The sequence below is a fragment of the Streptomyces sp. NBC_01198 genome (assembly GCF_036010485.1).
Taxonomy (GTDB): Bacteria; Actinomycetota; Actinomycetes; order Streptomycetales; family Streptomycetaceae; genus Actinacidiphila.
Map to the genome: position 1 here is coordinate 5,173,804 of NZ_CP108568.1, position 15,709 is coordinate 5,189,512.

Below are 15,709 nucleotides of genomic sequence, written 5' to 3' on the forward strand. Positions count from 1 at the left end.
TCATGCAGAGTCTTGGGCGAGTGAATAAGTGCCGGTGGACGGGGTCAGGGAGGGGACGGCGATGAGCAACGGGGCCGGGGGCGAGAACGGGACCGCGGGCGGCGGCGCCGCGGGCCGGCTGCTGAAGCTCTTCGAGGCGCACCGGCTGACCCCCACCCAGCGCAGGATCGCGCACAGCCTGGTGCGCAGGGCCGCCGACGCCCCGTTCCTGTCCAGCGTGGAGGTGGCCGAACTCGCGGGCGTCAGCCAGCCGTCGGTGACCCGGTTCGCGGTGGCGCTCGGCTTCGACGGCTACCCGGCGCTGCGCCGGCATCTGCGCGAGGTGGCGCCCGCCTCCGCCGCACCGGAGACCGCGGCCTGCAACGAGTACCAGCAGGCGGTGCACGCCGAGATCGAGAATCTGCGGCATCTGGCCGCGCTGCTCGCCGACCCGGCGCCGGTCGCCCGCGCCGGTGCGCTGCTCGCCGGCTCTGTGCCGCTGCCGGTGCTCGGGCTGCGCGCGGCCGGGGCGCAGGCGCGCGGCTTCGCCTACTTCGCGGCCAAGGTCCACCCGGACGTGCGGCTGCTGGACGAGGGCGGCACGATGCTCGCCGACCGGATCGACGCGGTGGTGCGGGCCGGGGCGGGCGCGCTGCTGTGCTTCGCGCTGCCCCGGCACCCCCGGGAGGTGATCGACGCGCTGGCCCACGCGCGGGGGGCGGGGCTGACCGTGGTCACCGTCGCCGACAGCGCGTTCGCGCCGGTCGCCGCGCACAGCGACCTGCTGCTGCCGGCCGCCGTCGGGACCGGGCTGGCGTTCGACACCGCGTGCGCGCCGATGCTGCTCGGCCGGGCGCTGCTGGAGTCGATGTGCGACGCGCTGCCGGAGGCGCAGGCGCGGCTCGAGGAGTTCGACGCGCAGGCCGCGGCCCGCGGGATCTTCGTGGAGTGACCGGGCGCCTGACGGTGGGGTGGCCACGCGCCTGACGGTTGAGTGACCGGGTGCCGGTCCGTGGAGCGGCCGGGTCCTGACCGTGCGGTGACCACGCGCCGGCCCGTTGCGGTGACCGGGCGCCGGTCCGTGCGGTGGCCGGATGGCGACCGGAATCCGTACGTCTTAACGAAAATCTGAGAATTCCGAAGTAGCCTCCCCAGCACTTGTCAGGCGATGCCGTGCCCTGGGCACGGCGGAGGAGGAGGCGCGACGTGGTGCGCGGGGCCTACACATTGGCGCGGGTGGCGGTGACGGTACGGACGGCGGGGACCTGGCTGTGGTGGCTGGGAGTCGTCGCGGCCGTACCCGGGACGGCGGTGACGTTCAGTCCGACCGGGCGGCGGATCGGCGTGCTGGCCGGTGCGGCGCTCTTCGTCATCGCGGCGGTGGCCGCGTTCCTGATACGCGGCGGCCGGCACACCGCCCGCGCCCGGGCAGCGACCAAGGCGGCGAAGTCGGTCTTCCTGCAGGACCGCAAGGTGACCGCGCGCACCTGGCTGCGCCGCCGCCGGTGGTGGCTGGCGGCCGCCTTCGTCGTCGCGGCCGCCTCCTCGCTGCTGCTGCCCTGCGCGGGCGGCATGCTCCTCGGCGGTGTCGGTGCCGGGCTGTTCGCCAGGTCGCTGCGGCTGGCCAGGATCGAACGGGGCAAGGACGCGCTGCTGTGGATCCGCCCCGACGGCGACCCGGCCGCCTACCAGCTCACCGGCATAGCCGCGGGCGACGCCGCCCCCGGCGGCGCCCGCCGCAGGTCAGGGCGCCCGGCCCGGGCCTGACACCGGCTCAGGGGACCAGCGGCGGCAGTCCCGCGCCGCTCTCCGCGAGGAGGTCGGCGAGGGTCTGCGGCGGCCGGACCGCGGCGAAGGGGGGCGCCGCGCCGCGGGCCGCGGTGTAGGCCCAGACGGCAGGCCGGGGCAGCGAGTTGTAGGCGAAGTGCGTCGAGAAGTAGTAGGCGCCGGTGTCCAGCAGCGCGACATGGTCGCCGGCGTCCAGCCGGGGCAGCGCCCGGCCGCGGGCGACGAGGTCGCCGGCGAAGCAGCAGGGTCCCGCCACGTCCTGGACCACCGGGTCGCCGCTCTTGCGGCGGCCCGCCGGGTCCAGGGCGAGGACCCGCAGCGGCCAGGCGTCCGGCGCGAAGACGGTGCGGGTGGCGACCTGCGCACCGGCGTGGCTGACCGCGATCGGCCGGCCGCCGGCGGACTTGGCGTACTCGACCCGGGCGAGGACGGTGCCGTGCTTGGCGAGCAGCGCGCGGCCGAATTCGGTCACGATGCCGTAGCGCCCGTCGAAGAGCCCGGGGACGGTGGCGCGCAGCAGGCCGGCGTAGTCGCCGAAGCCGGGTGTGATGGCGTCGGAGCCGAAGTTGACCGGCAGGCCCCCGCCGATGTCCAGCACGGTGACCTGCCGGCGGCCGACGGCGGCGTTGATCCGCTCCGCCAGGTCGTAGGCGGCCCTGACCCCGGCGGCCATCAGCGGCAGCGGCACGCCCTGGGACCCGGTGTGGGTGTGCAGGCGGTTCAGCCAGGGCCGCTCGGCGTAGGTGCGCAGCACCCAGTCCTCGGCGCCCGGGTCGCGGAGCGCCACGCCGAATTTGGAGGTGGTGGTCGCGGTGCTCATCGCGTCGATGCTGCCGCCGCCGACCTGCGGGTTGACCCGCAGCCCGATGGGCGAGGCGGAGGGCGCGGCCGCCAGCAGCGCGTCGATCCTGGCGATCTCCTGCGGGTTGTCGGCGTTGACGGCGATACCCAGCGCCAGCGCCTCGCGCAGTTCCGCGGTGGTCTTGGCGGGCGAGTCCAGCACGGTGCGTTCCGGCGGGATGCCGGCGGCGCGGGCCAGCGCCAGCTCGCCGGGGCTGGCCACCTCCGCGCCGAGGCCGTACTGCCCGAGCAGCGCCAGCACCGGCACCAGGGCCGCGGCCTTGACCGCGAAGGTGTGCTGGACGGCCACCCCGGGGGTGGCGAAGGCCGCGTGCAGGGAGGTCGCCGCCCGCCGGATGCCGGCGATGTCCAGCAGCCCGACGACCGGTTCTGCCTCGCTGACCAGGCCGATCTCCACCGCCCTGCGCAGCGCGTCGTCCCTGCGTACCGCCGCCTCGTCCGTCATGCAGGCCATCCCACCATCCCGGCCGGGCGGGCCGCCACCGCGACCGCGCCGCCCCGGCCCGCGAGGCGCGGCCTTGTTGACTAGGGCTATTCAGCTGGCCAGGATGTGAATATCCAATGCCATGACGAGGAGGCCGCACCGATGACGGGACCGAGGCCGGTACGCGCGCCGCGCGGTACGGAACTGAGCGCCCTGGGCTGGCAGCAGGAAGCCGCGCTGCGCATGCTGCAGAACAACCTCGACCCCGAGGTGGCCGAGCACCCCGACAAGCTCGTCGTCTACGGCGGCACCGGCAAGGCCGCCCGCGACTGGAACTCCTTCGACGCGATGGTCCGCACCCTGCGCGGCCTGAAGCAGGACGAGACGATGCTCGTCCAGTCCGGCCGCCCGGTCGGCGTCATGCAGACCCACGAGTGGGCGCCCCGCGTGCTGATCGCCAACTCCAACCTGGTCGGCGACTGGGCCACCTGGGAGGAGTTCCGCCGCCTCGAAGCGCTTGGCCTGACGATGTACGGCCAGATGACCGCGGGCTCGTGGATCTACATCGGCACCCAGGGCATCCTGCAGGGCACCTACGAGACCTTCGCCGCGGTCGCCGCCAAGCGCTTCGACGGCTCGCTGGCCGGCACGATCACCCTGACCGCCGGGCTCGGCGGCATGGGCGGCGCCCAGCCGCTCGCCGTCACCATGAACGGCGGCGTGGCCCTCTGCGTCGACGTCGACCCGCGGGCCATCGAACGCCGGATCGAGCACCGCTACCTCGACGTGCGCGCCGACTCCCTCGACCACGCGCTGCGGCTGGCCACCGAGGCCCGCGACGCCCGCCGCCCGCTGTCCATCGGCGTCCTGGGCAACGCGGCCGAGCTGGTGCCGCAGCTGCTCGCCATGGGGGCGCCCATCGACATCGTCACCGACCAGACGTCGGCCCACGACCCGCTGGCCTACCTCCCGCTCGGCGTCGAGCACGCCGACATGGCCGAATACGCCGCCGCCAAGCCCGCTGAATTCACCCAGCGCGCCCGCGAGTCGATGGCCCGGCACGTGGAGGCGATGGTCGGCTTCCAGGACGCCGGCGCCGAGGTCTTCGACTACGGCAACTCCATCCGCGGCGAGGCGCAGCTCGCCGGCTACGAGCGGGCCTTCGCCTTCCCCGGCTTCGTCCCGGCCTACATCCGCCCGCTGTTCAGCGAGGGCAAGGGCCCCTTCCGCTGGGCGGCGCTGTCCGGCGACCCCGCCGACATCCACCACACCGACCGCGCCATCCTCGACCTCTTCCCGGAGAACGAGTCGCTGGCCCGCTGGATCAAGCTGGCCGGCGAGCGCGTCCAGTTCCAGGGCCTGCCCGCCCGGATCTGCTGGCTCGGCTACGGCGAACGCGACCGGGCGGGCGAGCGGTTCAACGAGATGGTCGCCGACGGCACGCTGAAGGCGCCGATCGTGATCGGCCGCGACCACCTCGACGCCGGGTCCGTCGCCTCCCCCTACCGGGAGACCGAGGCGATGCTCGACGGCTCCGACGCCATCGCCGACTGGCCGCTGCTCAACGCCATGGTCAACGTCGCCTCCGGTGCCTCCTGGGTCTCGATCCACCATGGCGGCGGCGTCGGCATCGGCCGCAGCATCCACGCCGGCCAGGTCACCGTCGCCGACGGCACCGCGCTGGCAGGGGAGAAGATCCGCCGGGTGCTCACCAACGACCCCGGTATGGGCGTCATCCGCCATGTCGACGCCGGCTACGACCGGGCCGCCGAGGTCGCCGCCGAGCGGGACGTCCGGATCCCGATGCGGGAATCCTCGTGACCGACACCGCTGCGGGGGCCGGCTTCGCCGCGATGTGGCGGGAGCTGGCCCCGATCGGCCGGCACGCCGGGTCCGGCGGCTACCGCCGCTACGCCTGGACGCCGGCCGACGCGGACTGCCGGGAGTGGTTCCGCGCGCAGGCCGAGGACCGCGGCCTGGCCTACGAGACGGACCGCAACGGCAACCAGTGGGCCTGGCTCGGCGATCCCGCGGCGGGCGACGCCGTCGTCACCGGCTCCCACCTGGACTCCGTCCCCGACGGGGGCGCCTTCGACGGGCCGCTCGGCGTGGTCTCGTCCTTCGCCGCCCTCGACGAGCTGCGCGACCGCGGCGCCCGCCCGGCGCGGCCGCTGGGAGTCGTCAACTTCGTGGACGAGGAGGGCGCCCGCTTCGGCCTGGCCTGCGTCGGCTCCCGGCTGACCGCGGGCGGCCTGACCCCGCGGGACGCCAGGGAGCTGCTCGACGCCGACGGTGTCAGCCTCGCCCGGGCGATGGAGAAGGCCGGGCAGGACCCGGACGCGATCGGCCCCGACCCCGAACGGCTGGCCCGCGTCGGCGCCTTCGTCGAGCTGCATGTCGAGCAGGGCCGGGCCCTGGACCTGCTCGGCCGGCCGGTCGGTGTCGCCTCGGCGATCTGGCCGCACGGCCGCTGGCGCTTCGACTTCCGCGGCGAGGCCAACCACGCGGGCACCACCCGGCTCCAGGACCGCCACGACCCGATGCTCACCTACGCCATCACGGTGCTCGCCGCCAGGAAGAAGGCCCGGCTGGCGGGCGCGCTGGCGACCTTCGGCAAGGTCGCGGTGGAGCCCAACGGCGTCAACGCCATCGCCTCGCTGGTCCGCGGCTGGCTGGATTCGCGGGCCGCGGACGAGGACACGCTGGCCGGGCTGGTGGCCTCGATCGAGCTGGCGGCCAGGGAGCGCGGCGCCCGCGACGGGGTCGATGTGCGGGTCGTCCGCGAGTCGTTCACCCCGGTGGTGGAATTCGCCCATGACCTGCGCGATCGGATTGCCGCCCTGCTCGGAGCGGGTGCGCCTGCACCCGTCCTGCCGACGGGCGCGGGACACGACGCCGGAATCCTCTCCGCGGCCGTTCCGACCGCCATGCTGTTCGTACGCAACCCCACCGGCGTCTCGCACTCCCCGGCAGAAAGCGCGGCCGAGGACGACTGTCTCGCCGGAGTGTCCGCGCTCGCCGACGTATTGGAAGGTCTCGCGTGCAGGTGACGTACTGGCTGGAACACGCCTGGCTCGGCACACACGCCGAACCGGGCATCGTCCTGACCGTGGCCGACGACCGGATCGCCGAGGTCCGCGCTGGAGTAGAACACCCGCCCGCCGACGCCGTGGTGCTGCGCGGCCTGACCCTGCCCGGCCTGGCCAACGCCCACAGCCACGCCTTCCACCGGGCACTCCGTGGCAGCGCGCAGATCGGCTCGGACCCGGGAGCCGTCGCGCGCCCCGGCGCCGGGCGGGCCGCAGGCGCGCTGTCGGCGCCGACGTCCTTCTGGAGCTGGCGCGACGTCATGTACGACGTCGCGACGGCCCTCGACCCGGACAGCTACTTCACCCTCGCCCGCGCCGTCTACGCCGAGATGGCGCTGGCCGGCATCACCGGCGTCGGCGAATTCCACTACCTGCACCACCAGCTCGACGGCACGCCCTACGACAACCCCAACGCGATGGGCGAGGCGCTGATCGCGGCCGCCGGCGAGGCCGGTATCCGGATCACGCTGCTGGACACCGCCTACCTGCACGGCGGTTTCACCCGCACCGGCCACCGCCCGCTGGAAGGGCCGCAGCTGCGCTTCGGCGACGGCACCGCCGACCGCTGGTACGACCGCTGGTCGCAGCTCAAGGGCGAGGGACACGCCAAGGTCGGCGCGGCCGTGCACTCGGTGCGGGCCTTCTCCGACCGCGACGGCTACCGGGTCTTCGCCGAGCGCACCGCCGAGGTGCCCGCCCACGTCCACCTGTCGGAGCAGACCGCGGAGAACGACGCCTGCCTCGCGCTGCACGGCCGGAGCCCGACCCGGCTGCTGTCCGACTCGGGCTTCTGGCGGCGCAACACGACCGCCGTGCACGCCACCCACCTGACCGCCGGCGACATCGCGCTGCTCGGCGGCGCGGGCAGCACCGTCTGCATGTGCCCCACCACCGAGCGGGACCTGGCCGACGGCATCGGCCCGGCGCCGCAACTGCGCCGCGCCGGCTGCCGGATGAGCCTGGGCAGCGACAGCCACGCCGTCATCGACCTCTTCGAGGAGGCGCGGGCGGTGGAGCTCAACGAGCGGCTGCGGGCCAGGACCCGCGGCCACTGGACCGCGGCCCAGCTGCTGCGGGCGGCCACCGAGGACGGCCACGCGAGCCTCGGCTGGCCCGACGCGGGCCGGCTGGAGGCGGGCGCGCTCGCCGACTTCACCACGGTCGCGCTGGACTCCGTACGCACCGCGGGGCCGCCGGCCCGGCTGGCCGGCGAGACCGCGGTATTCGCGGCGACGGCGGCCGACGTACGCCACACCGTGGTGGGCGGCCGGCAGATCGTCCGGGACGGGCAGCACCAGCTGGTCCAGGACGTGCCCGCGGCGCTGGCCGCCGCGATCGGCGCCCTGCGCCCCTGACCCCCACCCCTGACCCGGCGCCGGGGCCGGGCGCGTCCCCCCGTCCGCGCCCCGGCCCCGGTCCGGCCCCCCGACACCGGCCAGCGAAGGCGCGAACGATGACGACGACCGGCAAGACGACCAGCACGGTCATCACCCACATCGGCAGCCTGGTCACCAACGATCCCTCCCTCTCCGCAGCCGGCAGTGCCCCCCTCGGGCTGATCCAGGGCCCCGCGGCCGTCGTCATCGACGGCGACCGCGTCGCCTGGATCGGTGAGTCCAGCGAAGCACCCCCCACTGACAACCGGGTCGACGCGGGCGGCCGCACGCTGCTGCCCGGCTTCGTCGACTCCCACTCCCACCTGCTCTTCGCCGGCGACCGCAGCGCCGAATTCGCCGCCCGGATGTCCGGCCGCCCCTACAGCGCCGGCGGCATCCGCACCACGGTCGAGGCCACCCGCGCGGCCACCGACGCGGAGATCGACGCCACCCTCACCCGCCTCCTGGCCGAGGCGCTCAGGCAGGGCACCACCACCCAGGAGACCAAGTCGGGTTACGGCCTGACCACTTACGACGAGGCCCGCGCCCTGGAGATCGCCGCCCGGCACACCGACGAGGTCACCTATCTCGGCGCGCACGTCGTCGCCCCGGAGTTCGCCGACGACCCGGCCGGATACGTCGCCCTGGTCACCGGCGCGATGCTGGACGCCTGCGCCCCGCACGCCCGCTGGGTCGACGTCTTCTGCGAGCGCGGCGCCTTCGACGGCGACCAGGCGCGCGCGGTGCTCACCGCGGGGATGTCCCGCGGCCTGATCGCCCGGGTGCACGCCAACCAGCTCGGCCCCGGCCCCGGTGTGCAGCTCGCCGTCGAGCTGGGCGCGGCCTCCGCCGACCACTGCACCCACCTGACCGGCTCCGACGTCGACGCGCTGGCGAGCGCCGCGGACACCACCGTGGCGACGCTGCTGCCGGGCGCCGAGTTCTCCACCCGGGCCCGCTATCCCGACGCCCGCCGGCTGCTCGACGCCGGCGCGACGGTGGCGCTGTCCACCGACTGCAACCCCGGATCGTCCTTCACCACGTCCATGCCGTTCTGCGTCGCCGTGGCGGTCCGCGACATGGGGATGACCCCCGACGAGGCGGTGCACGCCGCCACCTACGGCGGCGCGCAGGCGCTGCGCCGCAGGGACATCGGCCGGATCACCCCGGGTGCCCGCGCCGACCTGCTGCTGCTCGACGCGCCGAGCCACGTGCACCTGGCCTACCGCCCGGGGGTGCCCCTGGCGGCGGCGGTGTGGAAGGACGGTGTGCTGCGCGAGTTCCGCGGCACCAGCGAACTACTCCTCGACGAGCAGGCCGCGGCGCAGCCGTGACAGCGTCCGGGTGAGCAGCCGCGACACGTGCATCTGCGAGATGCCCAGCTCGTCGCCGATCTCGGCCTGTGTGAGATTGCCGACGAAGCGCAGCGAGAGGATGGCCCGGTCGCGCTGCGGCAGCCCGGCGATCAGCGGCTTGAGCGACTCGACGTACTCGACGCCTTCCAGGTCGTGGTCCTCGTAGCCGATCCGGTCGGCGAGCGCGCCCTCCGGGTCGTCCTCGGCGGGCTGGGCGTCCAGCGAGCTGGCCGTGTAGGCGTTGCTCGCGGCCATGCCCTCGATGACCTCGTCCTCCGGCAGGTCGAGCCGGGCGGCCAGCTCGCGGACGGTCGGCGTGCGGTCCAGCTGCTGGGCCAGCTCGTCGCCGGCCTTCGCCAGGTCGAGCCGCAGCTCCTGCAGCCGCCGCGGAACGCGTACCGACCAGCTGGTGTCGCGGAAGAACCGCTTGACCTCGCCGACGATCGTCGGCATCGCGAAGGTCGGGAACTCGACCCCGCGGCTCAGCTCGAACCGGTCGATCGCCTTGATCAGGCCGATCGTGCCGACCTGGATGATGTCCTCCATCGGCTCGCTGCGGGTGCGGAACCGGGAGGCGGCGAACTTCACCAGGGCGAGGTTGAGCTCGACCAGCGTGTTGCGGACGTAGGCGTACTCCTCGGTACCCTCCTCCAGGCCGTGCAGGCGGGCGAAGAGGGTCTTGGACAGGGCACGCGCGTCGACCGGCCCGATCTCGTCGTAGGGGGGAATCTCCGGGAGCCCCTCAAGCCCCTCGAACTGCTCCAGCGCATGGTGGTGGTGCTCCAGGCCGAGCCGGGGTGCCATATGGTCCTCCCTTTCGAGCGGCGGTTGGCTGTGCCAATGCCGTACCTCCACCCCTACGCCTGTTGCCGGGGGCGTCGCAAGTTCTGGGGGCGCCATGGGCGTTTTACCCCATTTCCTCGTTCACATGACGTATCCGACATGTGATCGTGAGTGAGAACGGCCGCCGGCTGCGCTTCGTGACCGCACGGCTACGGCATCATGACGACTACCCTCGTACCTGCGAAACGCGTAATGTCTGGAACCGCGTCGGCACGAAGGGCTAAGGAGTGCGAATGGACCGCGAAGCGGTCGACACAGCCGGTCTCGGCCGGTTGCACGTCGAGGTCGCGCAGCATGGCCACACCGCGGTCTTCACGCCGGCGGGTGAACTCGACCATCACACGGCGGACCTGTTGAGCGGACCGCTCGACGCCGCCCTCGACGGTGGTGCGAACCGGCTGGTGGTCGACTGCTCGCAGTTGGAGTTCTGCGACTCGACAGGGCTCAACGTCCTGCTCAGCGCGCGGCTGCGGGCCGAGGCCGGCGGCGGCGGAGTGCACCTGGCCGCAATGCGGCCGACCGTCGCCCGGGTGCTGGAGATCACCGGCGCGGACGCGGTCTTCACCCTGCACGACACCCTTGACCAGGCACTCCGGGAGTAGCCGGATGGTGACGGGGGCGGGAGGCGTGAAGGGTGCCGCGCGGCACCCGAGGTTTCGTGGTCGCCCGGACGTGTTCCGGGAGATCCTTCGGGCAGAAGAAGGTCGGACCCAGTCGTACATCCGTGAGGTGAGGCCTAGATGAGCACCACCCGGCCCTTCGCCGCGGATGACCGTGGCCCGGAATCGGGCGAGCCCGCCGCCAACGGCGAGACCGAGTCGGTCGAACCGGAGTCGGCACGACGGCTCCAGCTCACCGGCGAGAGCGGCATCGTGCCGCGCGCGAGGGACTTCACCCGGCAGGCACTCCGTGACTGGGGCTGGCTGCCCGCCGCCACGGCCGACCGCAAGGCCGCGGCCGAGGACGTGCTGCTCGTGGTGTCCGAACTGGTCACCAACGCCTGCCTGCACGCCGGCGGCCCCGAGGAACTGCGGCTGCGCCGCAGCCCCAAGTCCCTTCGCCTCGAAGTGGTCGACAGCGGCGCCGGTGAACCCGCACCCCGTACCCCGCACCGGGCCGGCCGCCCGGGCGGCCACGGCATGTTCATAGTCCAGCGCCTGTGCCTCGACTGGGGCGTCATCCGCCACGGCGACCAGCCGGGCAAGACGGTCTGGGCGGAACTCGCCGCACCGTCCTGAGGCTCAGCCCTCGCGCCAGCGGCCCCGCGCCGCGCCCTCGCCCGTACGCCATCAGGTCCGCGTGCGGGCGCCGGTCTGTTCGCAGGCCGGCGGTGCCGGGTCAGGCCCGCAGTACCCGGGTGAGCGCGGCGAGGGCCGCGGGGTAACCCCCCTCGCCGGGTGTGGCGTAGCCGACGATCAGGCCCTGCGGGCGGCCGGCCGCGCCGTCCGGGGTGTGCCAGTGCCCGCCCAGCGCGCCGACGGCGAGCCCTTCGGCCGCCGCCAGCCGCAGTGCCGCCGCCTCGTCGGGACCCTCCGCCGGCAGGCTCACCAGCGCCTGGAGGCCGGCCGCGATCCCGCGCACCTCGACCCCCGGGCGCCCCGCGGGGCCGGCCAGCCGCTCGACCAGCAGGTCGCGGCGGCGCCGGTAGCGCAGCCGGGCAGCCCGGACGTGCCGGTCGTAGCCGTGCTCGGCGATCAGCTCGGCCAGCGTCAACTGGCCCACAGCGCCCGTGTGGTAGTCGCTGTAGAGCTTCGCCTCCGCGACCGGCCGCACCAGGCGCGGCGGCAGCACCATCCAGCCGAGCCGCAGCGCGGGCCCCAGCGTCTTGGACGCGGTGCCGAGGTAGACCACCTGGTCGGGAGCGGTGCCCTGCAAGGCGCCCACCGGCTGCCTGTCGTAACGGAATTCGCCGTCGTAGTCGTCCTCGACCAGGATGCCGCCGCTCGCCCGCGCCCACGCGGTGAGCGCGTGGCGGCGGGCGGGGTGCAGCGGGACCCCGGTCGGGTACTGGTGTGCCGGGGTGAGCACCACCGCGTCCAGCTCCGGCAGATCCGCGCCCGCGCCCCGCTCGTCCACCGGCACCGGCACCACCGTGCCGCCCGCCCGCCGCACCACCTCGCGGTGGAAGGGCAGCCCGGGGTCCTCCATGCCGACCACCGGCCCGCTACCCCGTGCCTCGCCCAGCACCCGGGTCAGCAGCGCGAGGCCCTGCACGTAACCGGAGACGACGACGATCCGGTCCGGCTCCGCGACCACCCCGCGGGTTCTGCCGAGGTATTCCGCCAGCGCGGTCCGCAGCTGGAGCGTGCCGCGCGGGTCGCCGTAGTCGAAGGCCGCGGACGGGACCGCCGCCAGCGCGCGGCGGGCGGCACGCAGCCAGCCGGAGGCCGGGAAGAAGGTGACGTCCGGGCTGCCGGGGCGCAGGTCGTGGCGCGGCGGGCGGGCGGCCGCGGAACGGCCGGGCGCCGGGGGCGACGCCCCTTGCGGGCGGTCGGCCACCACCGTGCCGGAGCCCTGGCGGGCCGTCAGATAGCCCTCGGCGGTGAGCTGGTCGTAAGCGGCCTTGACCGTGCCGCGGGACAGCCCGGTCTCGGCGGCCAGCCGGCGGCTGGACGGCAGCCGGCTGCCCGGGGCGAGCCGCCCGCGGCGCACGGCGTCGCGCAGCGCCCGCTCCAGGGCCGCCCGGCGGCCGTGCGAGGTGCCGGGCGGCAGGTCGAGGTGCAGGTCGACACCGGTCTCCCGGTGTTCCTCCGCGGCCGCCGCGGGCGAAGTGGGCCAGGAATCGTCCATGAAAGTGGACCTTACCCACGATCCACTCGCTGCATAGCCTCGCAGTCATGAGCACTGAGACCACCGCTGTCGCGACCCCCGCAGCCGCCACCGACCAGGACCTCGTCGTCCCCGCCGTCCGCCTCGCCGTGGACAAGCTCGTCCCGCACGTCAACCGCGCCATGAACGCGCTGGACGCCGCCGCCCGTGACGTCAGCCTGGAAGCGCCGCTGCTGGAACTGGTCCGCGCCCGCGCCTCCCAGCTGAACGGCTGCGCCTACTGCGTGGACACCCACACGCGGGACGCCCGGGAGGGCGGCGAGAGCGAACGCCGCCTCCACGCGCTGCCGGTGTGGCGCGAGACCCCGTTCTTCACCGCACGCGAGCGGGCCGGCCTGGAGCTGACCGAGGCCGTGACCCGGCTCGCCGACGGGCAGGTCGGGGACGACGTCTTCGCCCGCGCCGCCGCGCAGTTCGACGACAAGGAGCTGGCCGAACTCATCTGGGCGATCACCGTCATCAACGCCTGGAACAGGCTGGGCGCGACCGCCCGTCCCTGGCCGCTGTCCTGACCGCGGGGGGCCGCCGGAGCGGCGGCGCGTGACGGCCCGGGGGGCGTGGACCGACAGTGGCGTACCACCACCTCGCACCCCGGGGGTGCGGACTACCATCAAGCCCATGACCCGCGTACTTCTGGCCGAGGACGACGCATCCATCTCGGAACCCCTCGCGCGCGCACTGCGCCGCGAGGGGTACGAGGTCGAGGTGCGCGAGGACGGACCCACCGCGCTGGAGGCGGCGCTGCTTGGCGCCGTCGACCTGGTGGTGCTGGACCTGGGCCTGCCCGGGATGGACGGCCTCGACGTGTGCCGGCGGATCCGCACCGAGGGCCACACCTTCCCGGTGCTGGTGCTGACCGCCCGCGCCGACGAGGTCGACACCGTCGTCGGCCTGGACGCCGGCGCGGACGACTACGTGACCAAGCCCTTCCGGCTCGCCGAGCTGCTGGCCCGGGTGCGCGCCCTGCTGCGGCGCGGCACCACCGAGCCCGCGCAGCCCTCCACCCACGGGGTGCGGATCGACGTCGAGTCGCACCGGGCCTGGATGGGCGACGACGAACTACAGCTCACCGCGAAGGAGTTCGACCTGCTGCGGGTGCTGGTGCGGGACGCGGGCCGGGTCGTCACCCGCGAGCAGCTGATGCGCGAGGTGTGGGACACCACCTGGTGGTCCTCCACCAAGACGCTGGACATGCACATCTCCTGGCTGCGCAAGAAGCTCGGCGACGACGCGGCCAACCCGCGGTACATCTCCACCGTGCGCGGAGTCGGTTTCCGGTTCGAGAAGAACTGACCCGCCCACGCCGTGCGCCGCCGCCTGATCTCCTCCACGCTCGCCGTGGTGCTCGTCGTCATCGCTGTCTTCGGGCTGTCCCTGATCTTCGTGGAGAGCAGGACCATCGAGAGCAGCGCCCGCGACGGCGTCGAGTCCGAGGCGGTGCGGCTGGTCGGTATCGTGGAAAACCGCATCCTGGCCGGGGAGAGCGTCGACGCCAAGGGCCTGGACCGGCAGATCGCCGCCGACCGCTACGCCGTGGTGCGGGTGCCGGGCCGTGCGCAGGTCACCCTCGGCAGCCGCCCCAAGGGCAAGGCCATCACCTCCACCCAGCGCGGCGACCACGGCGAGTCGGTCACCGTGGAGCAGCCGCGCTCCACCGTCAGCGAGGAGATCGGCCGCAATCTGCTGGTGATCCTGGCCGTCGCGCTGCTCGCCGTGCTGGCCGCGGTGGGCCTGGCCGTACGCCAGGCCAGACGGCTGGCCAGCCCGCTCAGCGACCTCGCCGCGACCGCGGAACGCCTCGGCTCCGGCGACCCGCGCCCCCGCCACCGCCGCTACGGCGTGCCCGAGCTCGACCGGATCGCCGACGTGCTGGACGCCAGCGCGGAACGGATCGGCCGGATGCTCACCGCGGAGCGCCGGCTCGCCTCGGACGCCTCGCACCAGCTGCGGACCCCGCTGACCGCGCTGTCGATGCGGCTGGAGGAGATCGTGGCGACCGACGACCAGGAGACGGTCAAGGAGGAGGCGACGATCGCGCTCGGCCAGGTCGAGCGGCTGACCGACGTGGTGCAGCGGCTGCTGACCAACGCGCGGGACCCGCGGACCGGCTCGGCGGTCTACTTCGACCTCGACGAGGTGATCAAGCAGCAGGTCGAGGAGTGGCGCCCGGCGTATCAGAACGAGGGCCGGGCCATCGTCCGCTCCGGCACCCCCGCGCTGCGGGCGGTCGGCACCCCGGGCGCGGTCGCGCAGGTGCTGGCCACGCTGATCGAGAACGCGCTGATGCACGGCTCGGGCACGGTGGGCCTGCGGACCCGGGTGACCGGCAACCAGGCGGTGGTCGAGGTCACCGACGAGGGCCGCGGGGTGCCGCCCGACCTGGGTGCGCGGGTCTTCGAGCGCACGGTCAGCGGCCGCAACTCCACCGGTCTCGGCCTGGCGCTCGCCCGCGACCTGGCCGAGGCCGACGGCGGACGGCTGGAACTGCTCCAGCAGCACCCGCCGGTCTTCGCGCTCTTCCTCGCCCGGGAGATGCAGCCGCCACCGCCACCCCGCGAGGACATCGTGAGCTGATCAGCCGCGCCGCTCGACGCCGGCCCTCTTGGGCTTGCCCTGGTCCTCGGGCGCGCCGCCGTCGGTGGCCAGGAACGCCTCGGCCTGCTCCACCGCGCCCCCCGCCGGGAGCGCCCGGAAGACCCAGGTGCGGTACGACCAGAAGCGGAACAGCGTCGCCACGCCGATGCCGAGGAATTTGAACACGTTGCTCTGCAGCTGGCTGTCCCAGTCGAAGCCGTACGTCGCCACGAACAGCACGCCGTTCTCGATCACCAGGCCGACGCAGCTGAAGACCAGGAAGAGCCCGAGCTCCCTGGTGCGGCCGGCCTTGTCGCGGTCCCGGTAGGTGAAGTAGCGGAACCCGACGTAGTTGAACGCGATGGACACCAGCGTCGCCAGCACGCTGGCGCGTACCGTCTGCAGCCCGGTGTTGTGCCGGACCAGGTTGAACACCCCGATGTTGACCAGGACGCCGACCCCGCCCACCGCCCCGAACTTCGCGATCTCGCGGTACATCAGGGCCAGCTTGGCCCGCAGGGCGTGGATTCCGGTCATGGTGATCGCTGGGGCCCTGTCTGTGGGTGGCGGGGACGATGGCGCAGGTTGCCG

At 74.1% G+C, this 15,709-nt stretch carries 15 protein-coding genes; 11 read left to right on the forward strand and 4 right to left on the reverse strand.

Translation table 11 applies throughout. The features are described 5' to 3' along the window. Positions 1 to 61: 61 nt before the first annotated feature. Together OG702_RS23130 and OG702_RS23135 are read left to right on the forward strand one after the other, a co-directional pair. Positions 62 to 931, forward strand: a complete 870-nt coding sequence (locus OG702_RS23130; RefSeq protein ID WP_327290839.1) for a MurR/RpiR family transcriptional regulator — start codon at positions 62 to 64, stop codon at positions 929 to 931. A 254-nt stretch (positions 932 to 1,185) separates the two neighbouring features. Beyond that, positions 1,186 to 1,746 carry a hypothetical protein gene (locus tag OG702_RS23135; RefSeq protein ID WP_327290840.1) on the forward strand — a complete coding sequence of 187 codons (561 nt, stop codon included), beginning with the start codon at positions 1,186 to 1,188 and terminating at the stop codon, positions 1,744 to 1,746. Positions 1,747 to 1,753: 7 nt separating this feature from the next. Here the strand turns inward: OG702_RS23135 and OG702_RS23140 are convergent, their stop codons facing one another. Next, on the reverse strand, positions 1,754 to 3,073 hold the full coding sequence (locus OG702_RS23140; RefSeq protein ID WP_327290841.1) for a diaminopimelate decarboxylase: 1,320 nt from the start codon (positions 3,071 to 3,073) through the stop codon (positions 1,754 to 1,756). Between the two features lie 141 nt (positions 3,074 to 3,214). Here OG702_RS23140 and hutU point away from each other — a divergent pair, with 141 nt between their 5' ends. The 4 genes from hutU to hutI all read left to right on the forward strand — a co-directional run bounded on the left by hutU (position 3,215) and on the right by hutI (position 8,851). Next, positions 3,215 to 4,873 carry a urocanate hydratase gene (gene hutU / locus OG702_RS23145; protein ID WP_327290842.1) on the forward strand — a complete coding sequence of 553 codons (1,659 nt, stop codon included), beginning with the start codon at positions 3,215 to 3,217 and terminating at the stop codon, positions 4,871 to 4,873. A gap of 32 nt (positions 4,874 to 4,905) precedes the next feature. After that, entirely contained in the window at positions 4,906 to 6,102 is a 1,197-nt protein-coding gene (locus OG702_RS23150) for an allantoate amidohydrolase (protein WP_327293336.1), read from the forward strand. Next, positions 6,093 to 7,496, forward strand: a complete 1,404-nt coding sequence (locus tag OG702_RS23155; RefSeq protein ID WP_327290844.1) for a formimidoylglutamate deiminase — start codon at positions 6,093 to 6,095, stop codon at positions 7,494 to 7,496. Before OG702_RS23150 ends, OG702_RS23155 begins: the two co-directional genes overlap by 10 nt. Before the next feature lie 98 nt (positions 7,497 to 7,594). After that, positions 7,595 to 8,851, forward strand: a complete 1,257-nt coding sequence (gene hutI, locus OG702_RS23160; RefSeq protein ID WP_327290845.1) for an imidazolonepropionase — start codon at positions 7,595 to 7,597, stop codon at positions 8,849 to 8,851. Here hutI and OG702_RS23165 read toward each other — a convergent pair. After that, a complete protein-coding gene (locus tag OG702_RS23165) occupies positions 8,816 to 9,676 on the reverse strand; it encodes an RNA polymerase sigma factor SigF (RefSeq protein WP_327290846.1) in 861 nt (286 codons plus the stop codon). The two genes, hutI and OG702_RS23165, sit on opposite strands and share 36 nt — an antisense overlap. Positions 9,677 to 9,948: 272 nt before the next feature. Here OG702_RS23165 and OG702_RS23170 point away from each other — a divergent pair, with 272 nt between their 5' ends. Further along, a complete protein-coding gene (locus tag OG702_RS23170) occupies positions 9,949 to 10,317 on the forward strand; it encodes an STAS domain-containing protein (protein WP_327290847.1) in 369 nt (122 codons plus the stop codon). 138 nt (positions 10,318 to 10,455) lie between these two features. Further along, complete coding sequence (locus tag OG702_RS23175; protein WP_327290849.1) at positions 10,456 to 10,953, forward strand: ATP-binding protein; 498 nt, start codon at positions 10,456 to 10,458, stop codon at positions 10,951 to 10,953. Positions 10,954 to 11,053: 100 nt separating this feature from the next. Here the strand turns inward: OG702_RS23175 and pdxR are convergent, their stop codons facing one another. After that, on the reverse strand, positions 11,054 to 12,505 hold the full coding sequence (gene pdxR, locus OG702_RS23180) for a MocR-like pyridoxine biosynthesis transcription factor PdxR (protein ID WP_327290850.1): 1,452 nt from the start codon (positions 12,503 to 12,505) through the stop codon (positions 11,054 to 11,056). Between the two features lie 47 nt (positions 12,506 to 12,552). Between pdxR and OG702_RS23185 the strand changes: the two genes are divergently transcribed. The 3 genes from OG702_RS23185 (at position 12,553) to OG702_RS23195 (ending at position 15,118) form a co-directional block, all read left to right on the forward strand. After that, positions 12,553 to 13,056 (forward strand): carboxymuconolactone decarboxylase family protein, encoded by a 504-nt coding sequence (locus OG702_RS23185; protein WP_327290851.1) that lies wholly within the window; start codon positions 12,553 to 12,555, stop codon positions 13,054 to 13,056. A 106-nt stretch (positions 13,057 to 13,162) separates the two neighbouring features. Continuing rightward, entirely contained in the window at positions 13,163 to 13,837 is a 675-nt protein-coding gene (locus OG702_RS23190) for a response regulator transcription factor (RefSeq protein ID WP_327290852.1), read from the forward strand. Between the two features lie 12 nt (positions 13,838 to 13,849). Beyond that, on the forward strand, positions 13,850 to 15,118 hold the full coding sequence (locus tag OG702_RS23195; RefSeq protein ID WP_327290853.1) for an ATP-binding protein: 1,269 nt from the start codon (positions 13,850 to 13,852) through the stop codon (positions 15,116 to 15,118). Here OG702_RS23195 and OG702_RS23200 read toward each other — a convergent pair whose 3' ends face one another. Further along, on the reverse strand, positions 15,119 to 15,655 hold the full coding sequence (locus OG702_RS23200; RefSeq protein WP_327290854.1) for a GtrA family protein: 537 nt from the start codon (positions 15,653 to 15,655) through the stop codon (positions 15,119 to 15,121). Positions 15,656 to 15,709: the final 54 nt, after the last annotated feature.

Bases quoted from the DNA above. Each gene is read 5' to 3' on its own strand.
- OG702_RS23170 (WP_327290847.1), top strand. From the start codon at position 9,949: ATGGACCGCGAAGCGGTCGACACAGCCGGTCTCGGCCGGTTGCACGTC.
- pdxR (WP_327290850.1), bottom strand. From the start codon at position 12,505: ATGGACGATTCCTGGCCCACTTCGCCCGCGGCGGCCGCGGAGGAACAC.
- OG702_RS23185 (WP_327290851.1), top strand. From the start codon at position 12,553: ATGAGCACTGAGACCACCGCTGTCGCGACCCCCGCAGCCGCCACCGAC.
- hutI (WP_327290845.1), top strand. From the start codon at position 7,595: ATGACGACGACCGGCAAGACGACCAGCACGGTCATCACCCACATCGGC.
- OG702_RS23140 (WP_327290841.1), bottom strand. From the start codon at position 3,073: ATGACGGACGAGGCGGCGGTACGCAGGGACGACGCGCTGCGCAGGGCG.
- OG702_RS23165 (WP_327290846.1), bottom strand. From the start codon at position 9,676: ATGGCACCCCGGCTCGGCCTGGAGCACCACCACCATGCGCTGGAGCAG.
- OG702_RS23175 (WP_327290849.1), top strand. From the start codon at position 10,456: ATGAGCACCACCCGGCCCTTCGCCGCGGATGACCGTGGCCCGGAATCG.
- hutU (WP_327290842.1), top strand. From the start codon at position 3,215: ATGACGGGACCGAGGCCGGTACGCGCGCCGCGCGGTACGGAACTGAGC.
- OG702_RS23200 (WP_327290854.1), bottom strand. From the start codon at position 15,655: ATGACCGGAATCCACGCCCTGCGGGCCAAGCTGGCCCTGATGTACCGC.
- OG702_RS23150 (WP_327293336.1), top strand. From the start codon at position 4,906: ATGTGGCGGGAGCTGGCCCCGATCGGCCGGCACGCCGGGTCCGGCGGC.
- OG702_RS23130 (WP_327290839.1), top strand. From the start codon at position 62: ATGAGCAACGGGGCCGGGGGCGAGAACGGGACCGCGGGCGGCGGCGCC.
- OG702_RS23190 (WP_327290852.1), top strand. From the start codon at position 13,163: ATGACCCGCGTACTTCTGGCCGAGGACGACGCATCCATCTCGGAACCC.